This window comes from Zhongshania sp. (assembly GCF_047636175.1).
Lineage (GTDB): Bacteria > Pseudomonadota > Gammaproteobacteria > Pseudomonadales > Spongiibacteraceae > Spongiibacter.
Genome location: NZ_JBLIKC010000020.1, coordinates 49,695 through 66,582 on the forward strand (window position 1 = coordinate 49,695; position 16,888 = coordinate 66,582).

Consider the following 16,888-nt stretch of genomic DNA (forward strand, 5'->3'; position numbering starts at 1 on the left):
GAGAACGTCAGTGTGTTAAAAACTTCGAAACAAACTTTGCTTTCCGCAGCGGTTATTGCCGCGGCCTTTATCATCGCAATCATCATCTTTGCTCTGAAACCGCCACCAGAAACCGTCACGATCACGCCATCGGCTCCATATATCAACGTCGCCATTGCTGAGAAACAAACATTATCTATTGCCGTTAACTCCCAGGGCACGGTTGAACCAAGAACCGAAACTACCCTAATTACCGAAGTGTCAGGCAAAATTATCGAGGTTGCAGCGCAATTTCAAAATGGCGGCTTAGTAGAGAAAGACGAGTTATTATTGCGTGTTGATCCGCGTAACTACGACGTCGAAGTCAAACGCGCCGAGGCCAATGCAGCCGCCGCCTTTAGCAACTTAATTCAGGAGAAAGGCCGGGTTTCAGTTGCCAAGCAAGATATAAAAAAATATCCCCGCAAATTCGCCAGCAAAGAAGCCCGCTACCTCGCCATGCGACTGCCACAATTGAAAGAGGCGCGGGCGCGCTTAGACTCGGCCAAAGCCGACATTGCTCAAGCCAAAAATAATTTAGATCGCACCGAAATTCGCGCTCCTTACCGCGGCATTATCAAGGCGCGAAGTGTTGGTCTGGGTCAATTTGTTAGTCCAGGAACGCAACTAGGACATATCTTCGCGGTAGATTTTGCTGAAGTTCGACTTCCTATTCCTACTGACCGTCTGGCATATCTAGCGCTTCCAAATAGCAACGGCAACCAAAGCTCGCCGGCAGTAGTCTTAAAAAATGAATTAGGCCTCGAGTGGCAGGGCAATATTGTTCGTACCGAAGCGGTTTTAGATGAACGCAGTCGAGTGTTATTTGCCATCGCTAAAATAGACGACCCCTATGGATTAGACGGCGGTGGTGACACCTTGCTAATGGGCAGCTTCGTAAAAGCTGACATCAGCGGTAAAAAAATCGATGGCTTGATTGCCATCCCGCGCTATATTTTGCGCACTGGCAATAAAGTCTGGGTGCTCGATGAGGAGCAGCGCATTCGCAATCGCGACCTCAAAATTCTTCATACCGAGGGTAAGCTGGTCTATGTTTACGAAGGTCTAAATGCCGGCGACGCTATTTGCTTGTCGACAATACCCAATGTCATCGCTGGCACCAAGGTGAAAGTAAATAGCACGATAAAAACTAGCTCCCTCGTCACCTCTACTTCAAACCCGGTTGCCGCCCTAGACACAACGGCGAGCCAGCTATGAACCCCTTACCGGAGTTTGATACCAACAAGGGAATAATCCCTTGGTTTGCCCGTAATTCGGTAGCCTCTAACCTCCTCATGTTTGTCATTATTGCCATCGGCTTGGGTACTGCGTTTAATATTCAACGCACAATCCAGCCTGACTTTGAAATAAACGTAATACGGATTACCGTTGCTTACCCCGGCGCGACGCCAGACGAAGTCGAAAACGGCGTGGTATTAAAGATTGAAGAAGCACTCAAAGATATCGAGTCCATCGAAAGTGTCCAATCAACCGCCGACGAATCCTTCGCCACCATAACCGCCGGAATTTACGAGGATTACGATACCAACGCGGTCATGGACGAGATCAAAAGCGCTATTGACGGCATCGTGAGTTTTCCAGAGCAAGCAGAGCGCCCCACCGTCAATCGGGTTGAATTCAATAACCACGCACTCAATGTGCAACTTTATGGCGACCTCGATGAACGCGGTTTGAAGGAGCTGGCGGAGCAAGTCAAACAAGAACTCACCCTCGATGAAGACATCGCATTTGTACAAATTAACGGCGCTAGAGATTTTGAAATTAGTATCGAGGTTTCTGAACACACATTGCTCCAGTACGGCTTAACGCTCAATGAGGTCGCCGAGGCTGTTCGTCGCTCTTCCTTAGATTTGCCCGGCGGCTCAATAAAAACCGTCAATGGCGACATTCTTCTGCGCACCCGCGGTCAAGCTCGCAGCCAGTACGAATTCGAGCGCGTGGTACTAATCTCCAATCCCGACGGCACTCGCGTAACCATCGGCGATATCGCCACTATCAACGACGGCTTTGTCGAAAAAGACGGCTTCTCATTTTTTGATGGTCAAAACAGTATCGGTCTGCAGGTATTCGCCGTCGGCAATCAAGATTTAATCAAAGTGTCTGATGCCGCCAAACGCTACGTCGCTGAAAAACGCAATAAACTTCCCCAAGGGGTGAGTATTACCACCTGGGCCGACATCACATTTTATCTTGAAGGTCGGATGACCATGATGATGAAGAACCTCGGCATGGGTGCGCTGCTGGTTTTCATTGTATTGGGCATGTTCCTGAATATTAAACTCGCGTTTTGGGTGATGGTTGGCCTGCCAATGTGCTTTTTAGGCACACTTGCGATGATGCCTATTGTGGGGGTCAGCTTGAATATGCTGAGCCTATTCGGTTTTATTTTAGTGCTTGGTATTGTGGTTGATGATGCCATTATTATTGGCGAAAGCGCCTACGCCGAGACCGAAAATAAAGGCCACTCCATCGACAGCGTGATCACCGGCGCGCTGCGAGTAGCCACACCCGCGACCTTTGGTGTGCTGACCACCATCATGGCATTTTCGCCGACGCTATTTACCGAGGGCGCTTTTTCGCCGTTTCCTGAAGCCGTGGGCTGGGTAGTGCTTCTCTGCCTAACCTTTTCACTGGTGGAATCCAAGTTAATTTTACCCGCTCATCTGGCGCATAGCCGGCCCGGCACGACCGGCATCTGGCTCAAGATAGATAAAATTCCACGCTATTTTAATGGCAAGCTCAACTATTTTGTTGACCATCTCTACCGGCCTTTTATTCGCAAAGCCATTGCCAACCGCTACCTCACCGGCTCAATTTTTAGCGCTATGTTAATCATTACGTTTGGCATAATTGCTGGCGGTATTGTTCGTTTTGTGATGATTCCTGACGTCCCATCGGATTTCATTAAAGCAAACTTGGAAATGGTGGAAGGCACACCCGAAGCGCAAACTCGGCAAGCTTTTGACTATATCGACAGCGCTCTCCGCAAAGTAGACGCTGATTACCAAAGCGCCCATGAAAACTCATCGAACAAGCGCTTGATCAATCACGTAGAAGCATTCGGCACATCGGGTAGAACCCTCACTTTTATGGTAGAGCTCACTAAAAATGAGCAGCGCGATATTGATGGCGGTGAAATTGCACGACGCTGGCGCAAAGAGATTGGTGACATTCCTGGGGCAAAAATCTTGTCTGTCAGCAGCGCCGATCAAACATCAGGGCCATCAATTTCGCTCAAGCTCAGCAGCAATTCAAACACAGAATTAGAAGCTGCAGCCAAGCAGGTTGAAGAAGCCTTAAGTCGTTACAAGGGCGTATTCGACATCCGCAACGGCGCCAGTGCCATCCAAGACGAAATTGTGCTGGATATAAAACCTAGCGCCGAGGTGTTGGGTATTTCATCGGCATCGCTTGGACGCCAGCTACGCGATGCTTTCTACGGTGCAGAAGCGCAACGCTTGCAGCGCGGCAACGACGAAGTAAAAGTCATGGTTCGCTACCCGCGGGAAGAGCGACAAGCGATATCAGATTTACAAAACATGTATATCCGTTCTGCCGACAATGCCTATGTCCCCTTAAGCAGCGTCGCTGATATGAATTTTGAACCTGGCTTCAGCCAGCGCAAACGTATTGATGGTGAACGCTCAATTACTGTAACAGCGCAAGTTGACAAGGACTTTACGTCACCAGACAAAGTCACTGCCAATGTAATGAAAACGCTGGTAAACGAAACCTTCCCCGACAAATATCCATCGGTCATTGTGAAGTTAAGCGGTGAAAGTGAAGAGAGCGGTGTACTAATGAAAAGCCTTGCTATCGGCTTTGTACTCGCCTTATTCGGCATATACGCGCTGCTGGCTATACCGCTGCGGTCTTACCTACAGCCACTGATCATAATGGGAGTAATCCCATTTGGTATTATTGGCGCCGTGTTCGGACATATCGTGCTAAATATGTCATTCAGCATGATGTCCTTCTTTGGGGTAATCGCACTGTCCGGCGTGGTTGTTAATGACAGTCTCATTATGGTCGATTTTATTAACTCAGCCATTGCACGCGGTGAACGCCTGCTAGACGCTGTGATCGACTCGGGCTGCCTGCGTTTTAGAGCGATACTACTAACATCATTAACCACCTTCTTTGGGCTGCTGCCCATGCTTCTAGAAAGCAGCGTACAGGCACAATTCGTGATTCCCATGGCGGTATCTTTGGGCTTTGGAATTATCTTTGCCACGGTGATTACCCTGATCTTAATTCCGTGCTTATATATTGTGTTAGATGACTTTAAGCGCCTAGTCGGTGCGACCTCAAAGGAAGTCGCCAGCACTACTACTTAAAAGGGCCAAAATGCCCACAAGGCAACAGTAAGTGCAAACGCCGCCGCAATTAACACCCCCGCTGCGGCAACATCTTTTGCCTTGCCAACCAGCTCGTGGGTTTCCGGCACAGCGGCATCCGCCAAATATTCCAAGGCCGTATTTAACGCCTCAGCCATCCATACCAGCGTAATCGCCAGCAGCACCAACATCCACTCCAGCGATGTTAGGCCCGTCAACGCACCCAAGCTTACCACGGACATTGCAGCCACTAAATGCAGTCGCGCATTTTGCTGTTCAGCCACCATTGTAAGTAAGCCATTAAATGCATAAGAAAAACTAGCTAGTCGCGCCCGCAAGGAAAAGCGTTGTTGGCGTTGACGGCGTTCTGTTTTTTGCTTCATCGCGGTACCATAAGCCCTTTAATTTAAACTGATAGGTATATCATGCCTGAATTCAAACACATCTCACCCCAGGACGCCCAATCAATGATAGAAGCGGGTTGCCAGCTCGCCGACATTCGAGATGAACAGTCCTACGCAATGAGCCATATTCCAAGCGCCAATCATTTAGACAACCAGAGTTTGCAGCAATTTATTGAACAAGCCGACCCTGATAAAGCTCTCATTATTTATTGCTATCACGGTAACAGCAGCCAAAGTGCCGCCCAGTATTTTGTCGAGAAGGATTTCACCGAGGTCTATAGCATGGATGGTGGCTTTGAAATGTGGCGACAATTATTTCCGCAAAATACCGCCAACACCTAATAGGGCGGATGGTGAACACGCGGAGTGGTTGGCAACTGTTACGCCATATTACAGGAATACTTAAAAGATACTTTGCGACGGCAGGACGCCGAGAACGCAATAGGCGCTAGGTAAGACTGCATGCTCTGGAATGAGCTTACAGTCTAACCATGGCGCTAGATGAGAACTTTATTCAAAAGCCAGCGAGTGGCGCCATCAGGGCGCCACACACATCAGACAGTAGGCATAGACGCCCCTGCTATCTTTAAGCTTTAAAACATCACTCCAGGCCGGCAATACGCTATTTAATACAGATAGCAGCGGCGATGATGTGCTCAGTGCGGCTTTCACCATGCCAGAACCAAGGATCATCCGCATCAGCTCTTCTTCGGGACTTAGTGGCAATGACAGCACGCGAGTATTAGCCGGGTTGATACCCACCAAGCTTGCAGCAGAATTAACAGCCTGCTGTAAGCCACCGAGTTTATCTACCAAGCCTAGCTCTTGCGCATCCACCCCGCTCCACACTCGCCCTTCAGCAATGGGTTCAACCTGCGCCACTAATTTGTTTCGGCCATCGGCGACAATTTTTATAAACCGTCGGTATCCATATTCAACGCCCGATTGTATTGCACTGGCCAAGATAGGATCTAATGGCAGATCAGGGCGCAACTTGCCGGCAACGGCGGTAGTGCCAACCCCGTCAGTGCTGATACCCAAGTCCTGTAATAAATTATCTACAGTCGGAAACGCGCCGAAAATACCAATAGACCCCGTTAGTGTTGCTGGCGTAGCCCATATTTCATCGGCTCCCGCAGCAATCCAATAGCCACCTGATGCCGCCATACTGCCCATCGATACTACCAATGGCTTACCGGCTTCTTGGAGCTGCTGTAATTCGGCGCGAATCACTTCAGAAGCGAAGGCAGAGCCGCCACCGCTGTCTATACGCAAGACCAAGGCCTTAACATTCTCATCAAGACGCGCTTGTCGAATCAACGAGGCCAAGCTGTCGCCGCCGATTATGCCGGCAGGCTGAACACCGTCCACAATATTACCGCTGGCAACAATAATCCCAACCGACTCTTTAACTTCAGCTAATAAGCTGCGATTTAAAGATAAGTAATCTCGAAAGTAACTTTGCTTGAAGCTGCCATCTTTATTTTTGCCAACCCGCTCAATTAGCATCTCTCTTAACATGGGTCGACTAATAATCCCGTCGACTAGACCATAATCTAAGGCTGCCTGTGCCGCATCTCCACCTACATCGGCCATCACGCGATCGATCTGATTCACGTAATTATTAAACTTGCTCACACTTATTCCGCGCCGCTCAACCACGGTATCGCGGTATAAGGTCCAGAGCTCATCCAACCACGCCCGGTTCGCCTCTTTAGCGGCCTCTGACATATCATTGCGCAGCAGCGGCTCGACTGCAGATTTAAAATTGCCAACCTTAAATACATGAAAGCGTATTTTTAATTTATCTATAGCGTCGCGAAAGTAGTTGCGAATAACAGCGAAACCTTCAATCCCGACCCCGCCCATATTATGAACAAAAATCTGGTCGGCAAAACTCGCTAATAGATACTGGTCTTGATTGTAATGATTCGCGCTGGCAACCACGGTCTTACCGCTTTCGCGAAATACCTTAATTGACTCAGACAACTCCAAGGTCTTGCTCATGCCAATATGGTCAAGCTCATCAAGATGCAAAAGCAGCACCTCGATACGCGGGTCGTCTGTCGCCAGCTGAACGGCTTCAATCAAATCTGCAAGCAGTGTTTCTCTGGGCAAGCCCTGGGTACTGAGCTGCGAAAACGCATCTACTGCAGACAATTGATCGACCACTACCCCACCGGGTGCTAACACTAATACTGCACCATTTGGCACTGAGACGTGACTTACCGAGGTAAAAATCGCCATCCCAATACTGCCAATAATCACCAGAAAAATGATATTTAGGGTCCAGCGTCTTGCGCCGTCAATAAAGCTGCCGAGCGCAGAGAAGAAACCACGCTTTTTATTCTGGCTCATACTGCATCATCCCTCAGTGCTGTTCTCTCGCGCCAGACTTGTGCCTGCCACCGAATAAATATTGTCGCACTGCAAAACAGCACAACCACCATAGCTAGTTCAATATAGTTAAACCAAATAGCCATGGAAGATAAAGCCTCAGTCACCGCCATCACAAAATACAGCAAGCTGGCAAAACACATCCACGCAATCGGACGCAATTGGCCTTTAAAAATACCCGGCGCAAACATCAGCATCGGCGCAAGACGGATCACCCAAATAGTGATACTGGGCTGACGTCCCTCTTGAACCCACACCCACGTTCCCAATGTTAAGGTAATTAAAAAGCCGACATAACTCAGCTTCATCAACATGCCTGCAAAAGCAGTGCGTTTTTCTAATGCGGTCATGACCACCTCAGTGTTGCAATTGTTTACTTAACGTTGCGACGCGCTTACCCAGCGCCGCCGCCAATTCAAGTTCTGTGTCGTCAACCGCCCGACCATTTTGCCCAGCAACGTGGGAGGCACCATACGGAGTGCCACCGGTTTGCGTGGTGGTTAATGCCGCCTCGCTGTAAGGAATGCCGGTAATTAACATACCGTGGTGCAGCAAGGGCATCATCATGGTCAACAAGGTGCTCTCTTGGCCACCATGCAAGCTTGCACTAGAGGTAAATACCGCCGCCGGCTTGCCGATTAGGGCGCCACTCATCCACAGCCCAGAAGTACCATCTAGGAAATATTTTAGCGGTGCCGCCATATTGCCGAAACGGGTAGGGCTCCCCATCACTAAGCCGGCGCAGTGACGTAAATCATCTTCACTCGCATACAAAGGACCGGTTTCCGGAATATCTTCTTGGCTTGCCTCGCAAACTGCAGATATCGCAGGTACTGTGCGCACCCGCGCCTCAACGCCGAGCTGCTCAACACCACGGGCAATATGTTGCGCCAATTTTTCGGTAGCGCCGTGACGGCTATAATACAACACCAGTACGTAAGCTTCGCTCACAGTGATCTTCCTTTAAATGGTGAATTAAATGGCAGGGCCATAGCGAACAGATTCCGCGACCAAGACAGCGGTGACTAGGCCAACAAGGAAAGTACATTCTCCGGTGGACGACCTAATATAGCGCGCTCACCTCTTACTACGACCGGCCGCTCAATAAGTTTGGGCTCTGCCACCATTGCGCTAATCAACTGCGAATCAGACCAAGAGGTATCAGCCAGACCACCTTCTTTATAAGCGGTTTCGCCCTTGCGCAGCAGATCGCGGGGCGCCATGCCAAGCTTGCTTAGTAATTTGCTTAGCTGAGTTGCGTTGAGCGGCGTTTCAAGATACAAAACGATCTCCGGCTCTACGCCATTATCGACTAGCAGTTGCAGCGTTTGTCTGGATTTGGAACAGCGCGGGTTGTGGTAAATGGTATACTCGGGCATATCACTCTCTGTCTGACACGGTAACCAAATTGGTTTCGCGTATTATACACGCCCCTCACCGAGTCTGACCCGCATTGAGCATTTGAATGAACACTTCAGTTAGCCGTTTTGTAATTTGCCTGCTATTTATGAGTTTGGCAGCCTGTAGTAAACCTGATTTCAACACAGTATCCGGCAGTGGCGGTAATTTCGCGCAAGGCAAATGGTTGATAATCAATTACTGGGCTACATGGTGCGGCCCCTGCCGAGATGAAATTCCAGACCTTAATGAATTTATGCTGAAGCGCGCCGACCTTAAAATTTACGGCGTGAATTATGACAATTTAAGTGGTGAGGCTTTAAATGCAGCCATTGCCGAGATGGGTATTGAATTTGATTCCATGCTGGCCGACCCAGCGCCGCAGCTAAATATTCCCCGTCCCCGCGTGCTGCCAACGACCTTATTAATTGATCCTGAAGGTAATCTAAAAGCGACCCTAGTGGGCCCGCAAACTGCCAGCACCTTGAGCGTGGCAATTACCAAAGCAGGCGCATCAGCGCCATAGCAAACCGCTAACACGTATACCCATCATGTCATCATTAAACACCAGCTCCGCTGCGGAGCTGTGTTCGGCAGCCACGCCATAACCGACGTGTAAAGGCAGTTATACCGATAAGTGCTCTTCACGAGGATGACTGAATCGCCCCTGCGACGCCAAGCTCCAGTTAAGCAAGCGCGTTTCACGCTCACCCGAGCTCAATGCTTTGTCGGTACACGTTGCCACAAGCCAGTCATCAAACGCCACCGCACGTGCGCTGGCATCAGCATATGAAAATGCCTGAAGGTTGTGAAACGACGAACCCGAGCCAATCACCACCACATTTTTCTCGCGGAGGACCGCCAGCGCTCGCCCCAGCACAATGCGCGCGGCTGGATCGAGAGAATCTAGCAGGGAAAGCTGAATACATGGGATATCCGCGGCGGGATACATCAAGGTGAGCGGCACGAACATGCCATGGTCATAGCCGCGTGCGGGATCAGTCAAGGCAGAAATACCGGCATCATTTAATAATTGGCGAACATCATGCGCCAATGCTGGGCTGCCTTTGGCAGGATATCTCAGGGAATAGCCCTCGGCGGGAAAGCCATTGTAATCATAGATCAGCTCGGGATGAGATGCGCCCGTCACCGCCGTCTGAGGTGCCTCCCAATGAGCACCCACTAAAACGATGGCAGCCGGCCTACCCAATTGAGACGCGATACTCCGCAAAAAAAGCGGAGAGCTGGCGATGTCCGGGTTAGCCTAATAAGGGCAAGGGACCGCCCCCGTAGGGAATAAATAACACCGGGGCTAAGTCCGGAGACTGAACTACGTGTTTTGATATTACTTTTTCCACCACGTCGTATATACCCTTAATACTGAATTCAACTCAGTCCAGAGCACCTTAATGCGGTCTGCCAATGGCACATCATTTCATCGCTGTAGGCCACCAGTATAATTTCCTTAATAGCGTTCCGGCATTGCTCGTCAGCCATACTGATTATTAAGGCCTCAAGGGCTATTCGCGTCGCCGCCTCATGGGGATAGCCATAAGACCCGCAACTAATGGCGGGAAAGGCCACGCTTTCAAGACCCTGTTGAGCGGCGATTTCTAGACTGCGTTGATAGCAAGCGGCCAATAAAACCGACTCGTTTTGCATACCACCGTGCCAAATGGGACCCACGGTGTGAATCACATACTTTGCCGGCAATAAAAAGCCGGGGCTAAGCTCTGCATCACCGGTATCGCAGCCTTTTAAGCTGCGACAATATTCTAGTAAGTTCGGCCCAGCTGCCCGGTGAATAGCGCCGTCTACGCCACCACCACCGAGCAGGCTATTGTTTGCCGCATTCACAATGGCGTCTACGGCCAAGCTGCAAATATCGCCTTTAAAGAGTTTAAATATCGTCACCGCATTGCCGCTCACTCGCTCTCTTTGCGAGACATAAATTCTAATAAGGCTTGATAGACATTGGCATCACTCAATAAACCCATATGATTTATTCCGCGTGCTATCCAGCAATTTTCTGGCGCAAAACCGAGGTCAAACGTTGAGTTTTGATGTTGTCCTAACGCGCTCGCAACCGTCACTAAACCGTCGCCCAGCAGACCGTCGCCAAAACTTTCGCTGTCGCCAATCGTGCTAGCGGCAATGGCATAGCATGGCACGTTTTCTGGCAGGGCTTGCAAGGCGCGCTGATCACCCGTCATGGCAAAGCGGTCGCGGCTATTCCAATCTTCATCGATGATATTGCCGTAACGTAAATCGGTGATGCCGCTACTGCGAATTTTTGCCAAGCGCGCAAAAGGAGAGGTAAAGGGGTTGCTATCTAAAACAACATCTATCCAGTTGCCACCGCGCTCTAGCATGGCACCGTGATGCGGGGTACCCAAAAAAATAAACTTACCTAGCTGACTAGGCCAGCGTTGCCCCCCAAGCTCTGCGTAATAACAGGCACTGCGCGCTATTAGGCCCCCCATGCTGTGAGCAATAATATAGAGTTCAGTATCATCAGCCGATTGCGACGCCACGGTGTGCAATATATCGGCTAATTGCCGTCCATTTTCTGATATATGCAGGCCGGTATTATAACGGACATAAATAGGGCTAATACCAAGATCTCTCAATAGGGCCTCGCCATGATTGTGGCCCCGACGCTGCCACTGCCTATCGTTCATGCACAAACCGTGAATAAAAATCGCAACGCGCCCATTGGCCTGACGCAAAAATTCGCTAACATCTTCCGGCGCCAAGACTTTATCGTCACTGTGCAGACTCATCGTAATCGCGAGCGGATTGTGACTCTGTTTTAAGTGGTCACCTAAGACCCCATTCAACACCGAAACCATGGCATCCCTACCGGCAGAGGTTTGCGGCTTATCAATAGACGCGGTTAAACGGCTGATAAGCACGTCTAAGCCCGAACCGACCCAGCCATTTATCGACCGGATACCGCGATATAACAGCCCCGTAATACCGCGGGTGCGCGGTATTAAATTTGAGTCACCCGGGGCCGGTGCATCTACCGAGGTCTCTATCTCGCCGCCAAAATTAATAATCGCGTGATGTAAACCTTCGGCAATATCCGTGATACCGACTATGGCATCGATAGTAAGCCGTCCCGCCCCAAGAATATCCCCGGAGTGTTTTATGATACCTTCTGGCATCGCCTTTTTATCGGAGTTTAACGGATCAGAATTATCTTTCATCGCAGATTACTCAAACCCTTGCTGCTATTATTTGCTTGCCCTGCGGCTAAGCAGCTGTCGCTTGTGCACATTTAGTGCGGCGACGACAAACACAAAACCCACAACAAGATACATAAGACTTAAGCACCTAAAAATCTAAATCTTTGGCCGCAAATACACTAGCCAATGTCGAACTCAAGTCAGGGTTTATTAAACACGCACAGCACAGCTGATTTAAACGCCGATACTGGCAAGCTTCACCATGATATCTTTTAAAATACCGGCCACGGTAGGGTGCTCCACCTCAAAACCTGCCACCAATTCTTCAAGTCGATCCTGCAAACTAGAATCTTCTAGAACAAACTGCGGCCCGCAGCCCAATTCGCGATCGATATCATCGACCAAAGCATGCAATTTGGCTCGGCTTCCATCGTCCACCGATAAAGCATCGATTTCTTTCTGAAACTGGCTTAACTGCTCGTGCAACTGTTTTGGATCCATTTCTGCTCTCCACTACGTTAGCTATGAGCATAGCAAGTCTCACCAAATACGCACAGCAACAGCGGCCTAACATTGTTAATGGCAGCGATGTTTCAACAGCCGCATACTTTCTTCATAACAGTCCTGCAACATCACCTCTTCACCCGCTGACCGGTAGTGGCGAGTCAGCATCTGTAGCGAAATCTCAACATTGCGTTTTAAGGATAAACCCCGCCCCTGCGGGTTTCGCAACATCGACAACAAGTGATGATGCACTGCCAGCAGGCAATGGCGCTGTAAGCAGCGATCGTGGCAACGGCCAAAGCATTCCGCCAAAAAATGCCCCGACACCATGTACCGGTCAATATTGCTCAAAGCCGGTAAATCATCGCTCTCTAATAATATTTCACTTAATTCAAAGCTGCAGCCCAAGTATTTAAGTGCCGCCTGCCAGTCCTCCTGGGCAAAGGCCTGACGACCGGCCTCCATCCATTCATGCCAGCGGTTCTCTGCCACCATGGTGCAGCCCTGAAGCTGCTGCCGGTGAGTGGAACATAAAAATTGCATCGCCATATCGATCTCCTGTGTGGTGTCACTACAGACGATACTAAATGATAATGATTATCAATTAAAGTATTCGGGTTCAATAATTTATTCCTTTCGCTGCATCTCCAAAAAGAACACGTCAAAGACCTATTTAGCTATTGACCCAAGTACCAGTGCTTAGCGAGACTAAAAAAACTAATAACTAGGATAAACCCATGAGTATTCAGCAATTATTCTCACTCTCCGGAGACGTAGCCTTGGTCACTGGCGCCGGCCGCGGCATTGGTCGCGGTATCGCTATCGCCTTTGCTGAGGCTGGCGCCTCAGTAATATGTGCCGCCAGAACCCAGACCGACATTGATGAATGCGCAGCCCTTTGTAACGCCGCCTTAGATGAGCACCACCCCAATAGTGGCGCCAAAGCCATCGCCTTGAGCTGCGACGTTAGTGACGAAAGCGCCTTAGAAGAGCTAGTCAAGAAAAGCGCCGAGGCCTTTGGGAAAATAAGCATTCTGGTGAACAATGCCGGCGGCGCTTATCCCAATGACCCGCTTAAAACAACAGGCAAAACCTTTAATCGTGATTTTAACTTCAATGTCACCAGTGCCTTTAATCTCACCCGCCTTTGCCACCCCTTCCTTGAAGAGTACAGGGGCCGAGTGATCAATATTATTTCGGCGTCATCGCGCTATTCTCAGGCTGGATTTAGTAGCTATGGCACGGCCAAAGCCGCACTTGAACATCTCACAAAATTGCTGGCGGCAGACTTTGCCCCCACAATTCGCGTCAATGGCATCTCGCCCGGCACGATCTTAACCGAGGCTTTAGGTCAGTATCTCAACGAGGAGATTCAAGAGAAAATGACCGCTTTAACGCCTATGAAAGCACTCGGTGAGCCCCAGGATATTGCCGCTGCGGCACTGTATCTTGCCTCCACCGCATCGCGCTGGGTTACCGGTAAAATCATTGAGGTAGACGGCGGCGCCGAATCGACTACCTGGCCGTTTTAATCCTCTAAAATAGCAAAATTATCTTCCCACCTACCCGCAGGGCGCGCTATTCAGGCGCGCGGTCACTGTGGTTAACATCTTGTCCATGTGTATAATTACGGCTGAGTTCCTAAATTGAAGCGATAATTATTAGCTCTCAGTCAGCCCCAACACTCGCCAGCAAGGTAACCAAATATATGGACGCAAGTACCCTACAAGAATTAATCGCACAATACGCCCCAGAAGCCTCCGCCATCGGGATTCGCGCGGCGAGCGCCTTAGCAATGATATTACTCGGCTACTGGGCCGCTAAGTTCATCTCGGGCCTCACCCGTAAAGGGATGGTGAAACGCGACATTGATGCCACGTTAACGAACTTTCTAGCCAAGCTGGTGTTCTGCATTATATTTGCGCTGGCAGCGATACCCTCTCTAGCCCACGCGGGAATCCAGACCGCCTCGGTTATTGCCGCCTTGGGTGCAGCAGGCTTAGCAGTTGGTTTGGCATTACAAGGTTCACTGGCGAATTTTGCCGCCGGCGTTTTGCTGATTGCGTTCCGGCCCTGCCGCGTTGGCGACTGGATTGACGCAGGTGGCTGCTCAGGTTCGGTAGAGAGTATTAGCTTGTTTTCTACCATATTACTGACCGGTGATTACAAGCGCATCGTTATACCCAATGCCAAAGTAATGAGCGACGCGATTACTAACTACAGCGTAATGCCGCGCCGTCGTATTGATTTAATAGTCGGTATTTCCTACGACGCAGACATGCGCGTCGCCAAACAAATTTTACTAAAGCTGGTTGAGGCTGACGACCGTATTTTTAAAGACCCCGCACCAACCATTGCGGTGTCTGAGCTTGGTGATTCCTCGGTCAATTTGGTGTGTCGCCCATGGGTCGCCACTTCCGACTACTGGCCAACACGCTGGAAACTCACCGAGGACATCAAAACTGAATTTGACGCTGCCGGCGTAGGCATACCCTACCCACAAATGGATGTGCATTTTCACAAGCAAGCTTAGGGGAATTAACCCCGACCAGAGAGCGGCATTCAGCGCTCTCTAAACATAAGCAATTACAAGGTTTTATTAACTTCAAAATTAAGGAACACAATGAAATATCTTAATAGCACTCTGGTAGCTTTCGCTACCACCGTGGCGGCCAACGCCGTATTCGCCCAAGACGCAGCAACAAAGCTCTGGAAAGGTGATGTAGAGTTTGGCTATTACCAGCAGGAAGGAAATACCGAAGAATCCAGCGTTATTGGCAAAACCAATGCCAAGCGCAGCAGCGGTAAATGGACCTACGACATCAGCGCTGAAGGACAGAATAGTGAAGCCAGCGGCGTACGTGCAGCCGAGCGCTACTTTTTAAGTAATCGTCTAGCCTACGATTTTAGCGAATTCAACTACACCTTCGGCTACGCCTCAGCAGATAAAGACCGCTTTAGTGGTTTTGTCTATCAAGCGACTGTTGCGGGTGGTTACGGTCGGCGCTTACTAAAGAGCGACCGCTTCACTTGGGATGCTGAGGTTGGCCCAGGTGCAAGGGTTAGCGAATTTGAGAATCCCAGCGATGCAGGAGATGGTCAAATCACTGAAGCGATTTTGCGCGTATCGACTGACTTCTCTTGGGAATTTTCAGAGACCGCGACCTTTGAACAAAAGCTGGCGGTGGAAAGCGGCGATCAAAACACCGTGTCTAGATCGGTGACATCATTGAAGACAAAAATTGTTGGCGGTTTAGGTTTAAAGATCAGCTACACAATGGAATACAACGAAGTTGTACCCAATGACACTGTGCATTTAGATCGCGTGACCTCAGTCACCTTGGTTTATAATTACTGATTACTGGGGCGCCGAGCGCCAATAATCAATCCAATACCGATTGGCAGTATTTTCAGTGTAAAACGGCGAGTAAGCGATAAAACTAACTTATCGCTTACTCGCAAAAACTTAAATAAGCTTTAACTAGGTCTTGCCTACGTTTTTACAGCGGCAATCATTTTCTAGCCACGCTCATTGTTGCTAATAGTGCTTTTTGGTATAGCTACTGCGCAGAGTAGTACTCAGAAAGCTGGTCAATTTCTTGGTCGCTCAGCATTTGTGCCTGACCCACCATTACCGCCGCCATACCACCAGACCGCTGACCCGCCTTGTAGGCATTAAGCGACTGCACTAAATATGCCTTGTTTTGCCCGTTCAGCTTTGGGTAACTACCTATAATAGGGGCTGCACCGCCAGCGCCATGACAGGCGCGGCAAGTAACTTCTTTGGCCGGCGCATCAATCGCAAAAAGTGGTATCGAAAAAAGTGATAATACCACTGCAAGGCTAAGGCTACTGATGCCTTTACCGAAGGGCTTTAATATTGCTGTCAATAACATTGCTTAACTCCCGCTCTATTATTCTAAATTTTCTAGAGTAATTGGCATTTAATATAATTGGGCTGCTTACGGTAGGATTATATTATTGGATCTTCTAATGCACCAGCTGTTACGTCGCCTTTCTGAACTAAACCTCAGCTAAATACGTACAAAACCTGTGCTTCACAAGGATTAAAGTATGCAACAGTCAACCACTCCACATTCTGCAGCAGATTCACCAGTTGGTAATAGCCCACAGGGAGCACAGAATTTCGAGCCCTCAGCTGCGATTAAGGCCCCCCAATTAACATTTTTTTATGACGGTCAGTGCCCGCTATGTATGAAAGAAATTCGAATGCTAAATAGCTGGAACACCTCAGCAGCAGTCGCATTTGTCAATTTATTGTCTGCCGAGGAGATGATCGCCTTCTCTGAAGTCGATATCGATGACGCCCAGAGATCCTTATTGGCAATGACATCAGATGGCGTCATCTTGCGAGGAGTGGATGCCACCTATGCGGTGTGGGCGGCGCTAGGTAAAGGACATTGGATGGCACCACTAAATTGGCGCTGGCTGCGCCCGATAACCCTATTAGCTTATCGTATATTTGCGCGCTACCGGCACCAGCTCGCATTCTTGCTAACCGGTCAAAGACGCTGCGCTAGCTGCGAGCTACCGGCACCGCCGGCCAATAAAACAGGTCTTAAAAATTAATTTTTCAGGCTATGGATAATATATTGGG

The 16,888-nt window shown here is 49.5% G+C and carries 19 protein-coding genes; 8 read left to right on the plus strand and 11 right to left on the minus strand.

Annotation, left to right across the window (positions count from 1 at the left end; translation table 11 throughout):
• Positions 1-12: 12 nt before the first annotated feature.
• Positions 13-1,236 (plus strand): efflux RND transporter periplasmic adaptor subunit, encoded by a 1,224-nt coding sequence (locus ACI955_RS12660; protein WP_415244106.1) that lies wholly within the window; start codon positions 13-15, stop codon positions 1,234-1,236.
• Positions 1,233-4,376, plus strand: a complete 3,144-nt coding sequence (locus ACI955_RS12665; RefSeq protein ID WP_415244107.1) for an efflux RND transporter permease subunit — start codon at positions 1,233-1,235, stop codon at positions 4,374-4,376. The genes ACI955_RS12660 and ACI955_RS12665 overlap by 4 nt, the downstream gene beginning before the upstream one ends.
• Here the strand turns inward: ACI955_RS12665 and ACI955_RS12670 are convergent.
• Complete coding sequence (locus tag ACI955_RS12670) at positions 4,373-4,759, minus strand: diacylglycerol kinase family protein (RefSeq protein WP_415244108.1); 387 nt, start codon at positions 4,757-4,759, stop codon at positions 4,373-4,375. The two genes, ACI955_RS12665 and ACI955_RS12670, sit on opposite strands and share 4 nt — an antisense overlap.
• A 42-nt stretch (positions 4,760-4,801) precedes the next feature.
• On the opposite strand from ACI955_RS12670, the gene glpE reads away from it, so the two are divergent.
• On the plus strand, positions 4,802-5,122 hold the full coding sequence (gene glpE / locus ACI955_RS12675) for a thiosulfate sulfurtransferase GlpE (protein WP_415244109.1): 321 nt from the start codon (positions 4,802-4,804) through the stop codon (positions 5,120-5,122).
• Between the two features lie 195 nt (positions 5,123-5,317).
• On the opposite strand, the gene sppA is transcribed toward glpE, so the two are convergent.
• The 4 genes from sppA to arsC form a co-directional block, all read right to left on the minus strand.
• Positions 5,318-7,138 (minus strand): signal peptide peptidase SppA, encoded by a 1,821-nt coding sequence (gene sppA / locus ACI955_RS12680; RefSeq protein ID WP_415244110.1) that lies wholly within the window; start codon positions 7,136-7,138, stop codon positions 5,318-5,320.
• On the minus strand, positions 7,135-7,527 hold the full coding sequence (locus ACI955_RS12685) for a DUF2069 domain-containing protein (protein ID WP_415244111.1): 393 nt from the start codon (positions 7,525-7,527) through the stop codon (positions 7,135-7,137). The genes sppA and ACI955_RS12685 overlap by 4 nt, the downstream gene beginning before the upstream one ends.
• 7 nt (positions 7,528-7,534) lie before the next feature.
• Positions 7,535-8,128: an NAD(P)H:quinone oxidoreductase gene (wrbA, locus tag ACI955_RS12690; RefSeq protein ID WP_415244112.1), complete on the minus strand. Its 594-nt coding sequence runs from the start codon at positions 8,126-8,128 to the stop codon at positions 7,535-7,537.
• A gap of 74 nt (positions 8,129-8,202) precedes the next feature.
• Entirely contained in the window at positions 8,203-8,556 is a 354-nt protein-coding gene (gene arsC, locus ACI955_RS12695) for an arsenate reductase (glutaredoxin) (RefSeq protein WP_415244113.1), read from the minus strand.
• An 86-nt stretch (positions 8,557-8,642) separates the two neighbouring features.
• Here arsC and ACI955_RS12700 point away from each other — a divergent pair, with 86 nt between their 5' ends.
• A complete protein-coding gene (locus ACI955_RS12700; RefSeq protein ID WP_415244114.1) occupies positions 8,643-9,101 on the plus strand; it encodes a TlpA family protein disulfide reductase in 459 nt (152 codons plus the stop codon).
• A 99-nt stretch (positions 9,102-9,200) separates the two neighbouring features.
• Here ACI955_RS12700 and ACI955_RS12705 read toward each other — a convergent pair whose 3' ends face one another.
• From ACI955_RS12705 to ACI955_RS12725, 5 genes are all read right to left on the minus strand, one after another.
• On the minus strand, positions 9,201-9,785 hold the full coding sequence (locus ACI955_RS12705; RefSeq protein WP_415244115.1) for a DODA-type extradiol aromatic ring-opening family dioxygenase: 585 nt from the start codon (positions 9,783-9,785) through the stop codon (positions 9,201-9,203).
• 176 nt (positions 9,786-9,961) lie between these two features.
• Positions 9,962-10,504: an O-acetyl-ADP-ribose deacetylase gene (locus ACI955_RS12710; RefSeq protein ID WP_415244116.1), complete on the minus strand. Its 543-nt coding sequence runs from the start codon at positions 10,502-10,504 to the stop codon at positions 9,962-9,964.
• A complete protein-coding gene (locus tag ACI955_RS12715) occupies positions 10,501-11,787 on the minus strand; it encodes a hypothetical protein (RefSeq protein WP_415244117.1) in 1,287 nt (428 codons plus the stop codon). Before ACI955_RS12715 ends, ACI955_RS12710 begins: the two co-directional genes overlap by 4 nt.
• Positions 11,788-12,000: 213 nt before the next feature.
• On the minus strand, positions 12,001-12,267 hold the full coding sequence (locus ACI955_RS12720) for a DUF4404 family protein (RefSeq protein WP_415244118.1): 267 nt from the start codon (positions 12,265-12,267) through the stop codon (positions 12,001-12,003).
• Between the two features lie 75 nt (positions 12,268-12,342).
• A complete protein-coding gene (locus ACI955_RS12725) occupies positions 12,343-12,819 on the minus strand; it encodes a hypothetical protein (protein ID WP_415244119.1) in 477 nt (158 codons plus the stop codon).
• A gap of 188 nt (positions 12,820-13,007) precedes the next feature.
• On the opposite strand from ACI955_RS12725, the gene ACI955_RS12730 reads away from it, so the two are divergent.
• From ACI955_RS12730 to ACI955_RS12740, 3 genes are all read left to right on the plus strand, one after another.
• Entirely contained in the window at positions 13,008-13,802 is a 795-nt protein-coding gene (locus tag ACI955_RS12730; RefSeq protein WP_415244120.1) for a glucose 1-dehydrogenase, read from the plus strand.
• Between the two features lie 176 nt (positions 13,803-13,978).
• Positions 13,979-14,803, plus strand: coding sequence for a mechanosensitive ion channel domain-containing protein (locus tag ACI955_RS12735; RefSeq protein ID WP_415244121.1), 825 nt, complete (start codon positions 13,979-13,981; stop codon positions 14,801-14,803).
• A gap of 90 nt (positions 14,804-14,893) precedes the next feature.
• Positions 14,894-15,628 carry a YdiY family protein gene (locus tag ACI955_RS12740; RefSeq protein ID WP_415244122.1) on the plus strand — a complete coding sequence of 245 codons (735 nt, stop codon included), beginning with the start codon at positions 14,894-14,896 and terminating at the stop codon, positions 15,626-15,628.
• A gap of 202 nt (positions 15,629-15,830) precedes the next feature.
• On the opposite strand, the gene ACI955_RS12745 is transcribed toward ACI955_RS12740, so the two are convergent.
• Positions 15,831-16,166: a c-type cytochrome gene (locus ACI955_RS12745; RefSeq protein WP_415244123.1), complete on the minus strand. Its 336-nt coding sequence runs from the start codon at positions 16,164-16,166 to the stop codon at positions 15,831-15,833.
• Between the two features lie 178 nt (positions 16,167-16,344).
• Here ACI955_RS12745 and ACI955_RS12750 point away from each other — a divergent pair, with 178 nt between their 5' ends.
• Entirely contained in the window at positions 16,345-16,860 is a 516-nt protein-coding gene (locus tag ACI955_RS12750) for a thiol-disulfide oxidoreductase DCC family protein (protein ID WP_415244124.1), read from the plus strand.
• The last annotated feature ends 28 nt before the right edge of the window (positions 16,861-16,888 follow it).